The 14,744-nt window shown below is 64.2% G+C and carries 16 protein-coding genes; 5 read left to right on the top strand and 11 right to left on the bottom strand.

The window, feature by feature from the left end; translation table 11 throughout:
- Positions 1-81: 81 nt before the first annotated feature.
- A complete protein-coding gene (locus tag BMY68_RS25365; protein ID WP_085533340.1) occupies positions 82-1,278 on the top strand; it encodes an AAA family ATPase in 1,197 nt (398 codons plus the stop codon).
- Between the two features lie 222 nt (positions 1,279-1,500).
- On the opposite strand, the gene BMY68_RS25360 is transcribed toward BMY68_RS25365, so the two are convergent.
- The 11 genes from BMY68_RS25360 to BMY68_RS25310 form a co-directional block, all read right to left on the bottom strand.
- Positions 1,501-2,382, bottom strand: coding sequence for a transporter substrate-binding domain-containing protein (locus BMY68_RS25360; RefSeq protein WP_007925329.1), 882 nt, complete (start codon positions 2,380-2,382; stop codon positions 1,501-1,503).
- Positions 2,379-3,161, bottom strand: coding sequence for an amino acid ABC transporter ATP-binding protein (locus BMY68_RS25355; RefSeq protein ID WP_007925331.1), 783 nt, complete (start codon positions 3,159-3,161; stop codon positions 2,379-2,381). Before BMY68_RS25355 ends, BMY68_RS25360 begins: the two co-directional genes overlap by 4 nt.
- Positions 3,158-3,817 carry an amino acid ABC transporter permease gene (locus BMY68_RS25350; RefSeq protein WP_085533338.1) on the bottom strand — a complete coding sequence of 220 codons (660 nt, stop codon included), beginning with the start codon at positions 3,815-3,817 and terminating at the stop codon, positions 3,158-3,160. Before BMY68_RS25350 ends, BMY68_RS25355 begins: the two co-directional genes overlap by 4 nt.
- Positions 3,798-4,463, bottom strand: coding sequence for an amino acid ABC transporter permease (locus BMY68_RS25345; RefSeq protein WP_007925334.1), 666 nt, complete (start codon positions 4,461-4,463; stop codon positions 3,798-3,800). Before BMY68_RS25345 ends, BMY68_RS25350 begins: the two co-directional genes overlap by 20 nt.
- Before the next feature lie 571 nt (positions 4,464-5,034).
- Complete coding sequence (locus BMY68_RS25340) at positions 5,035-5,817, bottom strand: MetQ/NlpA family ABC transporter substrate-binding protein (protein ID WP_085533337.1); 783 nt, start codon at positions 5,815-5,817, stop codon at positions 5,035-5,037.
- Between the two features lie 363 nt (positions 5,818-6,180).
- Positions 6,181-7,113: a sigma 54-interacting transcriptional regulator gene (locus tag BMY68_RS25335; RefSeq protein WP_009041661.1), complete on the bottom strand. Its 933-nt coding sequence runs from the start codon at positions 7,111-7,113 to the stop codon at positions 6,181-6,183.
- Positions 7,114-7,169: 56 nt separating this feature from the next.
- Positions 7,170-7,751: an alpha/beta hydrolase gene (locus BMY68_RS25330; protein ID WP_085533335.1), complete on the bottom strand. Its 582-nt coding sequence runs from the start codon at positions 7,749-7,751 to the stop codon at positions 7,170-7,172.
- 336 nt (positions 7,752-8,087) lie between these two features.
- Positions 8,088-8,489 carry an ExbD/TolR family protein gene (locus BMY68_RS25325; RefSeq protein ID WP_009041659.1) on the bottom strand — a complete coding sequence of 134 codons (402 nt, stop codon included), beginning with the start codon at positions 8,487-8,489 and terminating at the stop codon, positions 8,088-8,090.
- A 1-nt stretch (position 8,490) separates the two neighbouring features.
- Positions 8,491-9,216, bottom strand: a complete 726-nt coding sequence (locus BMY68_RS25320) for a MotA/TolQ/ExbB proton channel family protein (protein ID WP_037034110.1) — start codon at positions 9,214-9,216, stop codon at positions 8,491-8,493.
- 80 nt (positions 9,217-9,296) lie between these two features.
- Complete coding sequence (locus BMY68_RS25315) at positions 9,297-10,124, bottom strand: energy transducer TonB (RefSeq protein WP_085533333.1); 828 nt, start codon at positions 10,122-10,124, stop codon at positions 9,297-9,299.
- 373 nt (positions 10,125-10,497) lie between these two features.
- On the bottom strand, positions 10,498-11,355 hold the full coding sequence (locus tag BMY68_RS25310; RefSeq protein ID WP_085533777.1) for a LysR family transcriptional regulator: 858 nt from the start codon (positions 11,353-11,355) through the stop codon (positions 10,498-10,500).
- Positions 11,356-11,464: 109 nt separating this feature from the next.
- Here BMY68_RS25310 and BMY68_RS25305 point away from each other — a divergent pair, with 109 nt between their 5' ends.
- The 4 genes from BMY68_RS25305 to BMY68_RS25290 all read left to right on the top strand — a co-directional run bounded on the left by BMY68_RS25305 (position 11,465) and on the right by BMY68_RS25290 (position 14,642).
- Positions 11,465-12,124, top strand: coding sequence for an ankyrin repeat domain-containing protein (locus tag BMY68_RS25305; protein ID WP_085533332.1), 660 nt, complete (start codon positions 11,465-11,467; stop codon positions 12,122-12,124).
- Positions 12,125-12,145: 21 nt separating this feature from the next.
- Complete coding sequence (locus tag BMY68_RS25300; protein WP_085533330.1) at positions 12,146-12,607, top strand: nucleoside deaminase; 462 nt, start codon at positions 12,146-12,148, stop codon at positions 12,605-12,607.
- A complete protein-coding gene (locus tag BMY68_RS25295) occupies positions 12,594-13,808 on the top strand; it encodes a CynX/NimT family MFS transporter (RefSeq protein WP_085533328.1) in 1,215 nt (404 codons plus the stop codon). Before BMY68_RS25300 ends, BMY68_RS25295 begins: the two co-directional genes overlap by 14 nt.
- A gap of 315 nt (positions 13,809-14,123) precedes the next feature.
- Positions 14,124-14,642 (top strand): Hcp family type VI secretion system effector, encoded by a 519-nt coding sequence (locus BMY68_RS25290; RefSeq protein ID WP_009041653.1) that lies wholly within the window; start codon positions 14,124-14,126, stop codon positions 14,640-14,642.
- Positions 14,643-14,744: the final 102 nt, after the last annotated feature.

Genomic DNA, 14,744 nt, shown 5'->3' with positions numbered 1-14,744 from the left:
CTCCTACAAGAGCAGTCCGCAGGGGCGATGGCTTAGGGGAAAATCAGGCACACTGCGCCTCCATGCACAAGGAGCCCCGGCATGCTCAAGACCCTGGCAGTGGCCAATTACCGCTCGATCAACAAACTGGTGATTCCGCTGCAGCGGCTGAACCTGATCACCGGCCCCAACGGCAGCGGCAAGTCCAACCTGTACAAGGCCCTGCGCCTGCTGGCGGAAACCGCCCAGGGCGGGGTGGTCAACGCACTGGCCAGCGAAGGCGGCCTGGAGTCGACCTTCTGGGCCGGGCCGGAACAGGTCAGCCGGCGCATGAGCCGTGGCGAGGTGGCGATCCAGGGCGGGCCACGCAAAACCGTCAAGCGCCTGCAACTGGGCTTTGCCGGCGAGGACTTCGGTTACTCGATCGGCCTGGGGCTGCCGGACTCGAGCGGCCATTTCATGCTGCCCGGGCACAGCACACCGATTCCGTCGCGCTTCACCCTCGACCCGCGGATCAAGCGCGAGAGCATCTGGAGCGGGCCGGTGTATCGCCCGGCCAGCGTGCTGGTGGATCGCCAGGGGCCGATGGTGCGGGCACGCCAGGGGCGGCAGTGGGAAGTCCTGGCGCAGCACACCTCCAGCGGCGACAGCCTGTTCGACCAGGTCGGCAACCTGCGTTCATCGCCCGAGGTCCTGCATTTGCGCGAGCAGATTCGCGGCTGGCGTTTTTACGATCACTTCCGTACCGACAGCCAGGCCCCCGCGCGCCGGCCACAGCTGGGCACGCGCACGCCGGTGCTGCACCACGACGGCCGCGACCTGGCGGCGGCGTTGCAGACCATCATCGAAGTGGGCGATCAGCAGGCGCTGCGCGAAACCATCAGCGACGCCTTTCCGGGTTCGCGGCTGGAGATCGATGCCGTGCCCGGCGGGCTGTTCGGCGTGCAGTTCTATCAGGACGGTCTGCTGCGGCCGCTGTCGGCGGCGGAGCTGTCGGACGGCACCCTGCGCTACCTGCTGCTGGTCGCCGCCCTGCTGACGCCACGGCCACCGACGCTGATGGTGCTCAACGAACCGGAAACCAGCCTGCACCCGGACCTGCTGCCGGCCTTGGCGCGCCTGATCATGCGCGCCTCGCAGCAGTGCCAGGTGTGGGTGGTGTCCCATGCCAGCCGGTTGATCGCGGCGTTGCAGCAACACCCGGAGTGCAACTGCATCGTGCTGGAGAAAAATTTCGGCCAGACCGAAATCGTCGGCCAGGGGATGCTCGATGAACCGGCGTGGTATTGGCCGGATTGAGCGGCCTCAAAAACATCGCGGGCAAGAACCAGGCGTCGCCCCTGCTCCTACAGGGTGCGATGCTTGCCGGCATGGTCGCATGCAATCCCTGTAGCCGCTGCCGCAGGCTGCGATAGGTCCGAAGGACCTCGGCGACCTTGAAACCGCTGCGACCGTTCTCCGAACGCGGCCCGGGTCGATCGCAGCCTGCGGCAGCGGCTACAGGGGCTCAGGCACAGACTGTCACCCCTGCCACTTGCCGCCTTCGACAATCACGCTTTCAGGCTTGGTGTCGTCGCTCAGTTCCTTGCGCACGTACTGGTCGTAAAGCTTGAGCAGGTACTTGTCCTCGCCCAGCTTGGCCAGCTCGGCGTTGACCCAGTCACGCAGTTCGATATTGCCCTTCTTCACCGCCGGCGCGATCGGCGCCTGCTCCCCCAGGGTCTGCGGCAGTACGCGGTAACCCGGGTTCTGCTTGGACCAGCTGAACAGGATCAGGTTGTCCTGGGCATAAGCATCGCCGCGGCCGTTGGCCAGGGCTTGCAGGGACTCGGAGTTCTTCTCGAACTTCAGCAGTTTCCAGTCCGGGTGGTTCTTGGTCAGCCAGATATCGGCGGTGGTGCCGGTGGTGACGATGGTGGTGCGGCTCGCCAGGTCATCCAGGCTCTTCACTTCGCTGCCATCAGGCACCAGGGCCTGCACCGCGACCTTGAGGTTGGGGTTGGTGAACTCCACCGCTTCCTTGCGCTCCGGGGTGACGGTCATGTTGGCCAGGATCAGGTCGACCTTGTCGCTCTGCAGGAACGGGATGCGGCTGGCCGGTTCCACCGCGACGAACTCCACCTTGTTCTCGTCGCCCAGCAGGTCCTTGGCGAATTGCCGCCCGATATCGGTATCGAAGCCCACGTAGCGGCCGGTCTCGTCGACGAAACCGAATGGCGGCTTGTCGGTGAACACGCCGACGATCAGCTTGTCGCGGGCCTTGATCTTGTCCAGGTAGCCGGCCGCCGGGGCAGCGCTGGCGCTGGCCGCGGGCTTGGGCGCTTCGGCGGATTTATCGCAGCCGGCCAGCAGGGCGAGGCCGAACAGCGGGAGTAGCAGTAGCGAAGACTTGGCAGTTTTCATAAGAGCTCCAGTTCCTTTGCAGGGATCTTTTTTGGCAGTGTTTCAACGAAGGAGAATTTCTCCAGGAACTGCTGCGCTCGTGCGGTCCGCGGGTTCGTAAAGAAGATCTCGGGAGGGTGCTGTTCGAGGATGCGCCCGGCATCCATGAACACGATGCGGTCGGCCACCGCGCGGGCGAAGGCCATTTCGTGGGTGACGATCAACAGGGTCATGCCGTCCCGGGCCAGGCCCTGGATCACTTGCAGCACCTCCTTGACCATCTCCGGGTCCAGCGCCGCGGTGACCTCGTCGAACAGCATCACCTGCGGGTTCATGCACAACGAACGGACGATGGCGATGCGTTGCTGCTGGCCGCCGGAGAGCTGGCGCGGGAAGGCATCGCGCTTGTCCGAAAGGCCCACCCGTTCCAACAGCGCCTCGGCCTGGGCGCGGGCTTCGCGGCGGTCGCGTTTCTGCACCTTGAGCGGGCCGAGCAGGATGTTGTCGAGCACGCTCATGTGCGGGAACAGGTGGTAGCTCTGGAACACCATGCCAATGTCCTGGCGCACCTGGCGCCAGTCGGTGGCCGGGTCCAGCAGCTCTTGGCCGGCGAATCTCAGGTGGCCGCCGTGGGCTTTTTCCAGGCCGTTGAGGCAGCGCAGCAAGGTGGACTTGCCGCAGCCGCTGGGGCCGAGAATCACCACCACTTCGCCCTGGGCGACCTTGAGGTCGATGTCCTTGAGCACCTGCTGCTCGCCGAAAAACTTGTTGAAACCCTGGAACTCGATCAGTGCGCTCATGCTTGCGTCCAGCGCCGCTCCAGCACGCGCGAGGCGGCCGACAGCGGGTAGCAGATAAAGAAGAAAAACAGGAACAGGGCGCCGTAGATCAGCACCGACTCGTAGGTGCGCTCGATGATCTGCTGGCCGACCTTGATCACGTCCACCACGCCGATCAGCACCGCCAGCGAGCTGGTCTTGATGATCCGTGTGTAGACGTTAATGGTCGGCGGCGTCATGCGTTTCAGCGCCTGGGGCAGCAGCACGTAGCCGTATAGCTGCGGGTCGGACAGGCCGATCGACAGCCCCGCCTCGCGCTGGCCACGGGGCAGCGAATGCAGGGCGCCGCGCACCACCTCGCCGACTTCGCTGGCGCCCCACAGCGACAGCACCAGCACCGCGCAGGTGAAGCTGGGAATGCTGATGCCGAAGAAGATCGGGAAACCGAAGAACAGCAGGTACAGCCAGACCAGCACCGGGATCGCCCGGAACAGCTCCAGGTAGATGCGCAACACGGCGTTCAGCCATTTGCGGTCGAGGGTCCGCAGCACGCCATAGAGCACGCCGCCGACGGTGCTGAAGGCGATGCTCAGCAGGGAGATCGATAACGTCTGCGCGGCGCCCTTGCCCAGTTGCGGCAAGGATACCCAGAGCAGTTCAAGACCCGAACTGGCCATGCTGCAACCTCCTTTCCAGACGGCTGAGCAACAGCGACAGCGGCAAGAACAGCAGCACGCAGATCAGCGTGAGCACGGCGAGCATTTCGTAGGTCTTGTAGTAGAGGGCGATGTAGCTCTTGGTGGTGTAGAGAATCTCCGGCACCGCCACCGCCGAGACCACGGTGGTTTCCTTGAGCAGGAAAATGAAATTGGCGAACAGCGACGGCAGGCTGAGGATCCCGGCCTGCGGCAGGATCACGTAGCGCAGCAGTTGCCAGTGCGACAGGCCGATGGAGCGCCCCGACTCCAGCTGGGCCGTCGGCACCGCTTCGACGCCGGCGCGCAGCACCTCGGTAAGGTAGGCGCCGCCGAGAAAGGTCATGGTGATGATCGCCGCAGCGAACCCGGAAATCTTCAGCCCCAATGCCGGCAGGGCGAAGTAGACGAAGAACAGCTGGATCAGCAGCGGGGTGTTGCGCGCCAGCTCCACGTACAGCCCGATCAGGCGCTGCAGGTAGGGGGTGCGGAATACCAGGATGGTGGCGTTGATCAGGGCCACCAGCAGGGAGGTGGCAATGGCGATCAGGCCGACCTGCAAGGTCACGCCCACGGCCTTGAGGAAGGCCGGCAGCGTACTGAGGATAAAAGCGTAGTCGAGGGTCATGGCAATCCTGGACGCCGCTGGGGTACGGCGGCGGTGGTGCAGTCCATTGGGCGGTGGGTAACCACCCGGCAGGCATCGACTTTAAAGCTATAAAAACAATAATTTAAATACCGTTAAAGCATATTGATATCACTCAAAAAACTAACCTGCGGGGTTTGCCATGCGCGCCTGAGCCGGCTACTTTTCTGACGCCATAAGGGATCTTTCTGATTCCAAGGAACGGACAAGCGGCCCCCGACTTCAACGGGCCAGACATGTACATGGACGATAAGAACAATGACCGACCTCAATACCCCGCAACCTCTCGATCCGCAGGACATCGTCAAATGGCTGAAGGCCCTGTGCCGGGCCATGAAGCCTTCCTGAGCAAAATCCCTTCATCGTCGATTGCCCGCGCTTGCGTCCTTACTGATACGCCGCAGCGCCTGGATCGCGAGCACGCTTGGCTCCTACAGAAGCAAGGGGAAGTCGTTCTTGCGGGGGCGTAACGCGGGCAATAAAAAACGCCGACGCTGTAGAAGCCATCGGCGTTTAAACCTTGAAGGGGTTTGTACGACTTAAGCGTAGTTCATCAGAACGCCGGCAGTACCGCGCCGCTATATTTCTTCTCGATGAATTCTTTCACTTGCGGGCTGGTCAGGGCCTTGGCCAGTTTCTGGATGGCGGCGCTGTCCTTGTTGTCCGGGCGGGACACCAGGAAGTTCACGTAAGGCGAATCGGCACCCTCGATCACCAGCGCGTCCTTGGCCGGGTTCAGGCCGGCTTCCAGGGCGTAGTTGGTGTTGATCATGTCCAGGTCGACCTGGTCCAGCACGCGCGGCAGCAGGGCCGACTCCAGTTCCTTGAACTTGAAGTTGTGCGGGTTCTTGGCGATGTCTTTCGGGGTCGCCAGGGCGTTTTTCGGGTCCTTGAGCTCGATCAGGCCGGCCTTCTGCAGCAGGATCAGGGCCCGGCCGCTGTTGCTGCCTTCGTTCGGAATGGCGATGGTCGCGCCGTCTTTCAGCTCGGCCAGGGTTTTGACTTTCTTCGAGTAGCCGCCGAACGGTTCGACGTGCACGCCAACCACGGTCACCAGGTTAGTGCCTTTGCCTTCGTTGAAGCTCTTCAGGTACGGCAGGGTCTGGAAGTAATTGGCGTCCAGACGCTTCTGATCGACCTGCACGTTCGGCTGCACGTAGTCGGTGAAAACTTTGATTTCCAGGTCCACGCCTTCCTTGGCCAGGGTCGGCTTGATCAGCTCGAGGATCTCGGCGTGCGGCACCGGCGTGGCCGCCACCACCAGTTTCTCGCCAGCCTGGGCCAGACCGGCAGTCAGGGCAGCCGCCAGTGCGGTGAACAACAGAACCTTTTTCATGCAGTGTCCTTATGAGTCGTCAGTGACGACGGCTTTTGTAATGAAGGTGCCAGCGAAGTGCTATCTCTGGCGTGGAGCGGACAATACCGGGATTTTTTATGCCTTAACAATATCTTTTATTCACGTTGATATTCCATTTTGTTCATACACAATCGGGCCGCTCTAGCCCGCATCTGAGACGCTGTGCATGCCCCTGTAGCCGCTGCCGCAGGCTGCGATCGACCGCGAAGCGCTCGCCAGGTTTTCAGGCTGCCTTCAAAGGGATTGCGCAGTCGTATGGGCGGCCGCTGCGCAGCCGATCGCAGCCTGCGGCAGCGGCTACAGAAAGCTGCCCGCTGCACGAATCAGGAATGGGAGGGGGCTTCAGATCACGCCGTGTTGCTTGAGCAGGTGTTTCAGCGCCTGCAACTCGGCGGCGGAACCGTCCGCGATCAGACCCTTCAACTGTTGATCCACCAGCTCCAGCCGCGACAGCTGCGGCGGCAGGTTCAGGTGCTCCGGCAGGATCTCCTCGCCACTGCTGACCAGCAGGGCAAAGTGAATGACGTTCTCCAGCTCGCGGGTGTTGCCCGGCCAGCTGTGCTGCTCCAGTACCTGCTGGGCGGCTTCGCTGATCAGCGGCACCGGCAGGTCCAGGCGCTGGCTGTAGATGCCGAGGAAATATTCGGCCAACGACAGGATGTCGCCGACCCGCTCGCGCAGCGCCGGCAGCTCCAGGTGGCCCTCGCCGAGGTAGTGATACAGCCGCTCATGGAACTTGCCCGCCGCCACCGCCTGGGCCAGGTCGATGCTGGTGGCCGCCACCAGGCGCACGTCCACCGGGCTCGGCTGATGGGCGCCGACCCGGGTCACCTCATGGTTTTCCAGGGCCGACAGCAGCTTGATCTGGATCGGCAACGGCAAGTCGCCGATCTCGTCCAGGTACAGGGTGCCGCCGTTGGCCGAGCCGAACCAGCCGGCGCGGCTGCTGGCCGAACCGCTGAAGGTGCCGGCGGCGTAGCCGAACAGTTCGGCGTCGGCGTAGGTAGGGCTGATGGCCCCGCAGTTGACCGACACGAACAGGCCGCTGCGGTCGCTGGCGCGGTGGATGTGCCGGGCCAGCAGCTCCTTGCCGCTACCGGTTTCACCGCGGATCAACACCGAGATCGCCCGCGGTGCCAGCTGTTCCAGCTCCTGGCGCAACTGCCGCGAACGGGGATCGACGAACACCAGCGCCTTGGCGCGGATGCTCAGCGGGCTTTTTTCAGCATCGGGAAAGGTCAGCAGCGGCTGGCCGAAAGACTCATGCAGACTCATGGCAGACTCCCGCCCAAATCCGCTGGCAGGCGGGGGCGTTTAACAAAAAGAAAAAATCAGGCGCGGCGCAGGGAATGCTGTTCCATGCGGTTTTGCAGGCGATAGAGATACGCGAAACCCTGCTCCCAGCGCTGGTGCCCGGACTTGACGTTGATATGCCCGGCACCGGACAGGATCCCCGCCTCGGCGCCCCAGTTGCGGGCCAGCTCCAGGGCACGTGGCGCACTGATAGCGCTGTCGTTGTCGGAGCTGACTATCTGGCTCGGGAACGGCAACAGGTCGCTGGGAATCGGCGCGAAATTGCGCAGCGCCGGCGCGCAGGCCGGACGTTCGACATCCGCCGGCGCCACCAGCAACGCGCCGCGCACCTGGCGCAAGGCACTGACCGGCGCATGGGCGGCCCAGTGCGCGACGGTGATGCAGCCCAGGCTGTGGGCGATCAGGATCACCGGGGTGCTGTCGGCGGCAATCGCCTCGGCCAGCGCCGCGACCCAGTCTTCGCGCCGCGGCGTCAGCCAGTCGGCCTGCTCCACCCGCGCACTGTTCGGCAGGCTGTTCTGCCAGTGGCTTTGCCAATGATCTTCTGGCGATCCTTGCCAGCCCGGCACAATCAGGTAGCGAATTGATTCGTTGCGCATGGGGAGCTCTCCTGCGTGTCTGTTCCCGATCGAGTATAGGGACGAGAGTTATATTCGTTAAGGAATAAGAAGCTATTTATTAAGACCCATAAAGAATATCAAATGTCGCCTGTACCGATCCTGTACGAACGCTGGCGTTCAGGCCGGCAAACCGCAGTGTCTGCATCGCGAGCAAGCTCGCTCCTACAGGCTCGTGGCGCCCGCCGGCTTTTGTAGGAGCGAGCTTGCTCGCGATGGCGTCGGTCCAGGCCAGCGCCCCGAGCCAAATCGCAGGCAAAAAAAAGGCCGCACCCTGCCAAGGAGACGGCCTGAAAAGTCGTGGCTTACAACACTGGGTCAGCGGGCGGTGATCACCGACAGCTTGGTGATACCGGCACGCTCGATGGAGGCCATGGCACGGGCCACTTCGCCGTAGTTGACGCCGTCGTCCGCCTGCAGCTGCACGCGCACTTCCGGGTCCTTGGCCTTGGCCGCCTGAAGATTGGTTTCCAAAAGGTCCGGCTGGATCTCGTCCTTGTTGATAAAGAGTTTGCCGGCGCCGTCGATGCTCACCACCAGCGGGTCCTTCTGCTCCACCGGGGCCACGGCCTCGGTCTTGGGCAGGTTGATCGGAATCGCGTTGGTCAACAGTGGCGCGGTGACGATGAACACCACCAGCAGTACCAGCATCACGTCCACCAGCGGCGTGACGTTGATCTCGCTCAGTACCTCATCGCTGTCCTGGGTCGAGAAGGCCATGTCAGGACGCCTCCTTCACTTTCTGCGCGCTGCCCTGGGCCGCGGCCTTGTGCGCGGTCGGGTGGATCAGCACGCGGAACGAACTCTTCTGCGCCAGGCTGTAGAAGTCATGGGCGAAGTCGTCGAGGTCGGCGGCGGTCAGCTTCAGGCGCCGCAGGAAATAGTTGTAAACCAGCACCGCCGGCACCGCGACGGCGATCCCCACGCCAGTGGCGACCAGTGCCGCGCCGATTGGCCCGGCCACGGTTTCCAGGCTCGCCGAGCCCGCCGCGCTGATGCCTTTCAGGGCTTCCATGATCCCCCACACGGTGCCGAACAGACCGATGAAGGGCGAGGTGCTGCCGATACTGGCGACCACCGCCAGGCCGGTTTCCAGGGAACGCCGCTCACGGACGATCTGCTGGCGCAGGGCGCGCTCCAGGCGGTCCTGATGATTGATGGCCTGGCTCAGGTCCGCCGCATGTGCTGTGTCGCCGACCTGGATCGCCGCGTAGCCGGCCTGGGCCACACGAGCGGCGGCGCCGGGCTGGGTTTCGCTGAGCTCGGCCGCCGAGTCGAGGCTGGAGGCGGCCCAGAACTGTTTGTGGAACTTGCGATCCTGGGCCTTGAGGCGGGCGAACTGCGCGCCCTTGAGCAGGGCCAGGCCCCAGGTGGCCACGGAAAAGACCACCAGCAGCCAGATCACCGCGCTTTCGATGGATTCGAGTGGAGATGCCAATAACGTCATGTTCTTTTCCCTCTGTATAACCTTGTAGGAGCGAGCTTGCTCGCGATAGCGACCGACCAGGCACAGCACCTGGCGCAGGCTCAATGAATCTTGAAATCGATGGGTACGCTGACCCAGCCGTCCTGGGCGACATCACCCTGCTTGGCCGGCACGAAGCTCCAGCGTTTGACGGCCGATAACGCCGCGTCGTCGAGCTGCTGGCGACCGCTGCTTTTCTGAATCTGGATCTCGCCGGGCTTGCCGCTGGCCAGTACATGCACCCGCAACAGCACCGTGCCTTCCCAACCGCGACGCTGGGCCAGCGACGGATATTCCGGCGCCGGGTTCTTCAAGTACGCGGCATTCGCCGAAGCCGGGGTCACGGGCGCCGGGGCCGGTGGCGCGGGCGGAGCCGGCGCGGCGACAGGCGCGGCCGGTTGTGGCGGCGCGGGCTGTTGCTGGACCGGTTTCGGCGCGGGCTTGGGCTCAGGCTTGGCCACCGGTTTTGGTTTGGGCTGCAGTTTGGGTTTAGGCACCGGTTTGGGCGGTGGCGGCTTGACCGCCAGTTCGTCCTCCACTGGCGGTGGCGGCTCCACCACCGGCTGTACCGGCTGCGGTGGCGGCGGTTCGACCACCGGCGGCGCGGGCCGGGAAAACTCGATAGTCATCGGCGGAATTTCCGGCGGCACGATCGGCAATACCGGGGTCGGCTGCTGGTTGATCCAGTAGATCACCGCACCGTGCAACAGCAGGGCGATCACCCCGAGCGCAATCGCCTCGCGCCGCCGCAGCCCGGCCTTGGGAGCCTTCTGCAAACGCAATTGGCCCAACGGCAAGCGATGCGGCCGGCCGAGATCGACCAGATCGCCGCTCGGTGCCTGACGCCACAGCACCTCATGTGCACTGGCGGCGGTCTGGACATTGCCCATTGATTAACTCCCTACAGTCTTTTGCGAATAACCCGACCCACACCTGCGAACTCCCCCGGAGCAGCGTCGAGGGCTGAATGATTGGCGCCAGACACTTATCTCCGAAAGTAATCTTTAAAGTTATGGATAGATCAAAAACGCATATTTAAACCCGTCATTTCGCGCCAGGCCGCGCGGATCAAGGGCTGCAGGGAAGGAGTCAAAAAGCCATGCTTTGCGAGCATTGAAAATATTCGCCAAAGGCATCGCATCGCCGCGGCAAAACCGCAGCGAGCGACAGCAATGGCGAAATAAAAGAGACCGACCGAACGTCGATCAAAGGAATCAGGGCGCACCCGATAAAGCGGATCTCAAGCGCCCCTGAACAGGGTGTTCAGACGTTCAGTACCTGGCTCTCGCACAGCGCCAGGAGCTGGCTTTCCAGGGCCTTGCCGGCCCGGCTCAAGCCGCTGCTGCCGTATAACGCCAGGCGCACGCCCTGGATGTCCGGCAAGCCGCTGGCGGCATCGAGCACGCGGTGCCCGGCGCCCACCACTCGCACCGGCAGCAGGCTGATGCCCAGGCCCGCCGCCACCGCCGAGCAGACGCTGGCCAGGCTGGCGCTGGAGTAACCGATGCGCCAGCGCCAGCCGCCAACCTCGAGGTGGTGCAACATTTCATGGCGATACAAACCGCCCACCGGGAACGCCACCAACGGCAACGGATCGCGGCCAAAGGCCGGGGTGGCGCGGCTGTCGACCCAGCACAGGGGCTCCGGCCACGACGCCAGGCAGTCGTCGCTGGCGCCCATCTGCTTGACCAGCAACAGGTCGAATTCGCCGCGTCGATAGAGCCGGGTCAATTCCGGGCCCAGCCCGCTGGTGACCTCCAGGCGCACGCCGGGATGGTCCTGGCCGAAGCGCGACAACAACGGCATCAGCCGCTCGGCGGCGAAGTCTTCCGGCACCCCGAGGCGCAACACGCCTTCGCTCTGTTGATGCAGCAAGACATCGCTGGCCTCTTCGTTGAGGGCCAGGATCCGTCGCGCGTAGCCCAGCAGACGCTCGCCCTCGGCGGTGGCCACCACCCGGCGCTGGTCGCGGTCGAGCAACTGGCAGTCCAGGCTCTCCTCCAGCCGCCGCACCTGCTGGCTGACGGTGGACTGGGTCAGGTGCAGGCGCTCGGCGGCGCGGGTGAAGTTGGCGCAGTCGACGACGGCGACAAAACTGCGCAGCAGCACAGGATCGAACATGGCGACACCATTCTGAATGCCACTGATTGGCATGGTTATATTTAATTTCAGAATACATCAGGGCCTGAGCATACTCGGCGCTCATTTACCGCACAGGGAGCCTGATGCCATGCGTTACCTGTCTTGCAAACACGCGGTCCTGGCGATCTGTCTGTTCATGGTGGGGGTGGTGATGGCAAAGGATAACGAGCTGCTCGAAGCGGTCCGCGACGGGCAGTTGCCCAAGGTCCAGGCGCTGCTTCGCCAAGGCGTGGACGTCAACGTGCGCGGCCTGGACGGCAGCAGCCCGTTGCTGCTGGCCACCGCCGCCAACCAGGTCGAGATTGCCCGGGCGCTGATCGAGGCTGGCGCCGACGTCAACCAGAAGAACCTGATCCACGACAGCCCTTACCTGCTGGCCGGCGCCAGCGGACGTAATGCGATCCTGCAACTGACCCTGGCCCACGGCGCCGACCTGAAAAGCACCAACCGCTACGGCGGCACCGCGCTGATCCCGGCTTGCGAGCGTGGGCATGTCGACACCGTGCGCCTGCTGATCGAGGCCGGTGTCGACCTCGATCATGTCAATCGCCTGGGCTGGACCTGCCTGATGGAAGCCATTGTGCTGGCCGATGGCGGCCCGGCGCACCAGCAGATAGTCGCCCAGTTGATCGCCGCCGGCGCCAACCTGAACCTGCCGGACAACGATGGCCTGAGCCCCCTGCAACAGGCGGAAAAGCGCGGCCAGAGCGCCATCGCCAAACTGCTGCGGGACGCCGGCGCGTCCTGATTTATGCCTTAAGGAGCCCCCATGAAAGACGATCAGGAGTACCTGCAACGCGCCGTCGAACTGGCCCGGCAAAACGTCGCGGCCGGCGGCCGGCCGTTCGGCGCGGTGCTGGTGCGCGACGGCCAGGTGCTGGCCGAGACGGTCAACCAGATCCACCTGACCCAGGACCCCACCGCCCACGCCGAGCTGCTGGCTATCCGGGTCGCCAGCCAGCGGCTCGGGCCGCGCCTGGACGGCTGCGTGATCTATGCCAGCGGCCAGCCCTGCCCCATGTGTTTGAGCGCCATGTACCTGTGCGGTGTGGCGCGCGCGGTATTCGCCGCGGACAACGCCAGCGCCGCGCCCTTCGGCCTGTCCACGGCGACGATCTACGAACAACTGGCCCAGCCCCTGGCGGCGCAGCGCTTGCCGGTGCAGCACCTGCCGCAGGCGGCGATGCACGAGATCTACCGCGACTGGCAGGCCCACCATGCCGCTCGCTGAGTCGCGTCTGCGCCGCCTCGGCGGCTGGGCCCTGCTGATCGCCCTGGGGCTCAACCTGCGGCCGATCATCAGCTCCATCAGCCCGCTGCTGATGGAGATTCGTGGCGCCACCGGCATGAGCTTCCAGAGCAGCGCCTGGCTCACCAGCCTGCCGGTGGTCTGCATGGGCCTGGTGGCATTGCTCGGGGTGCGCCTGGAAGCCCGCCTGGGAGAACGGCGCGGCGTCGCCCTCGGTCTGTTGATGATCCTCTGCGCCTGCCTGGCGCGGTTGCTCTGCGACCAGGCCGGCGCCCTGCTCGCCACGGCCCTGCTCGGCGGTGCCGGCGTGGCCTTGATCCAGGCACTGGTGCCGGCGCTGATCAAGCGCCAGTTCCAGCAACGGGTGGCCTTGGCCATGGGCATTTATTCGGCCTCGCTGATGGGCGGTGGCGGCCTCGCGGCGCTGCTCAGCCCGCAGGTCGCCACGCATTTCGCCCATTGGCAGGCCGGGCTCGGCGTGTGGCTGTTGCCGGCGCTGGCGGCGCTGCTGCTGTGGTGGCTGCTGCCTTTCGCCGGGCCGGGGCAGCGCCTCGACGCCCCCGCCATCAGCCTGTGGCGCAACCGTCGGGCCTGGTTGCTGGCGCTGTACTTCGGCCTGGTCAATTGCGGCTACATGAGCATGGTCGCCTGGCTGCCGGCCTATTACCTGCAACTGGGCTGGAGCGCGACCCAGAGCGGTTCGCTGCTGGCGTTCATGACCCTCTTCCAGGTCACCGCCGCGCTGTTAATGCCCGCCCTGGCGCAGCGCCAGAACGACCGCCGGCCATTGCTCGCCATCAGCCTGAGCGCCCAGGCCCTGGGCTTCAGCGGCCTGGTGTTGTGGCCGCTGCAGGCCCCGCAGCTGTGGGTGGCGCTGATCGGCTTCGGCCTCGGCGCCTGTTTCGCCCTGAGCCTGATCCTCACCCTCGACCACCGTCGCGATCCCCGGGAAGCCGGACAGCTGGCGGCCTTCGTGCAAGGGGTGGGGTTCCTGATCAATGCCGTGTCGCCGTGGATGACCGGCTGGCTGCGGCAGCTCACCGGCAGCTTTATCAGCGCCTGGTGGGTACTGGTCCTGAGCGTGCTGGCCATGCTGGTGCTGACCCGGGTATTCAGCCCCTCCAGCTACCGGGAGCCACAGATGGCAACCACGGCACCGCAGCCGGCATCTGCGACGCCTTAAAGATCAAGGCCCATGGCCACTATGCGCAACTTCTTGCGCACCCCTCTGTGGATAACTCTGTGAACAGTTATCCAAGGGCTCGATAAACCGGGACCTGCAGCCAAGTGCGCAACTTCTTGCACAGCACTGCGCAAGAAGTTGCGCACTTTCAAGCGCTTTCGAGCTGGAAATACCGTCAACGATGCCAGAAAACGCCGGAAGCCCTTGTTCCGTAAGGCGCTTTCAACTCCTGGCATGCTCCTTGATATCAACTTGGCACCCAACCGGGCGATCCGTCCCACCGGGCACCTTTATTTTTTAGCAAGGAGAGCATCCATGGCTACACCAGCGTATATGTCCATCACCGGCACCAAACAAGGCCTGATCACCGCCGGTGCCTTCACCGCTGACTCCGTTGGCAACACCTACCAGGAAGGCCACGAAGACCAGGTCATGGTTCAGGGCTTCCAGCACGAAGTGATCATCCCGCGTGACCCGCAGTCCGGCCAGCCAACCGGCCAGCGCGTGCACAAACCCGTAGTCATCACCAAGGTTTTCGACAAGGCTTCGCCACTGCTGCTGGCTGCCCTGACCTCCGGTGAGCGTCTGACCAAGATCGAAATCCAGTGGTACCGCACCTCCGCTGCCGGCACCCAGGAGCACTACTACACCACCACCCTGGAAGACGCGATCATCGTCGACATCAAAGACTACATGCACAACTGCCAGGACCCGGCGAACTCGCACTTCACCCACCTGGAAGACGTGCACTTCACCTACCGCAAAATCACCTGGACCCACGAAGTCTCCGGTACTTCCGGTTCCGACGACTGGCGTTCCCCGGTCGCGGGCTAAGTCCGGCCGACCGTTACACCAACATCGGCCAGCTCTGCTGGTCGATGTTGTTTACGCCATAAGGGATTTCTTGCGTTCGTCGGCGCCCGGCCCCGGGGTCGA

Source organism: Pseudomonas sp. NFACC41-3, from assembly GCF_900109505.1.
In the GTDB taxonomy this organism is placed as follows: Bacteria; Pseudomonadota; Gammaproteobacteria; order Pseudomonadales; family Pseudomonadaceae; genus Aquipseudomonas; species Aquipseudomonas chlororaphis.
This window is presented reverse-complemented; position numbering and strand designations above follow the sequence as displayed.

What these genes read in the sequence shown, in the direction of transcription:
- BMY68_RS25355 (WP_007925331.1), bottom strand. Translation starts at nt 3,161, where the DNA reads ATGAGCGCACTGATCGAGTTCCAGGGTTTCAACAAGTTTTTCGGCGAG.
- BMY68_RS25310 (WP_085533777.1), bottom strand. Translation starts at nt 11,355, where the DNA reads ATGTTCGATCCTGTGCTGCTGCGCAGTTTTGTCGCCGTCGTCGACTGC.
- BMY68_RS25290 (WP_009041653.1), top strand. Translation starts at nt 14,124, where the DNA reads ATGGCTACACCAGCGTATATGTCCATCACCGGCACCAAACAAGGCCTG.
- BMY68_RS25350 (WP_085533338.1), bottom strand. Translation starts at nt 3,817, where the DNA reads ATGGCCAGTTCGGGTCTTGAACTGCTCTGGGTATCCTTGCCGCAACTG.
- BMY68_RS25300 (WP_085533330.1), top strand. Translation starts at nt 12,146, where the DNA reads ATGAAAGACGATCAGGAGTACCTGCAACGCGCCGTCGAACTGGCCCGG.
- BMY68_RS25365 (WP_085533340.1), top strand. Translation starts at nt 82, where the DNA reads ATGCTCAAGACCCTGGCAGTGGCCAATTACCGCTCGATCAACAAACTG.
- BMY68_RS25295 (WP_085533328.1), top strand. Translation starts at nt 12,594, where the DNA reads ATGCCGCTCGCTGAGTCGCGTCTGCGCCGCCTCGGCGGCTGGGCCCTG.
- BMY68_RS25305 (WP_085533332.1), top strand. Translation starts at nt 11,465, where the DNA reads ATGCGTTACCTGTCTTGCAAACACGCGGTCCTGGCGATCTGTCTGTTC.
- BMY68_RS25345 (WP_007925334.1), bottom strand. Translation starts at nt 4,463, where the DNA reads ATGACCCTCGACTACGCTTTTATCCTCAGTACGCTGCCGGCCTTCCTC.
- BMY68_RS25330 (WP_085533335.1), bottom strand. Translation starts at nt 7,751, where the DNA reads ATGCGCAACGAATCAATTCGCTACCTGATTGTGCCGGGCTGGCAAGGA.
- BMY68_RS25325 (WP_009041659.1), bottom strand. Translation starts at nt 8,489, where the DNA reads ATGGCCTTCTCGACCCAGGACAGCGATGAGGTACTGAGCGAGATCAAC.
- BMY68_RS25315 (WP_085533333.1), bottom strand. Translation starts at nt 10,124, where the DNA reads ATGGGCAATGTCCAGACCGCCGCCAGTGCACATGAGGTGCTGTGGCGT.
- BMY68_RS25340 (WP_085533337.1), bottom strand. Translation starts at nt 5,817, where the DNA reads ATGAAAAAGGTTCTGTTGTTCACCGCACTGGCGGCTGCCCTGACTGCC.
- BMY68_RS25335 (WP_009041661.1), bottom strand. Translation starts at nt 7,113, where the DNA reads ATGAGTCTGCATGAGTCTTTCGGCCAGCCGCTGCTGACCTTTCCCGAT.
- BMY68_RS25360 (WP_007925329.1), bottom strand. Translation starts at nt 2,382, where the DNA reads ATGAAAACTGCCAAGTCTTCGCTACTGCTACTCCCGCTGTTCGGCCTC.
- BMY68_RS25320 (WP_037034110.1), bottom strand. Translation starts at nt 9,216, where the DNA reads ATGACGTTATTGGCATCTCCACTCGAATCCATCGAAAGCGCGGTGATC.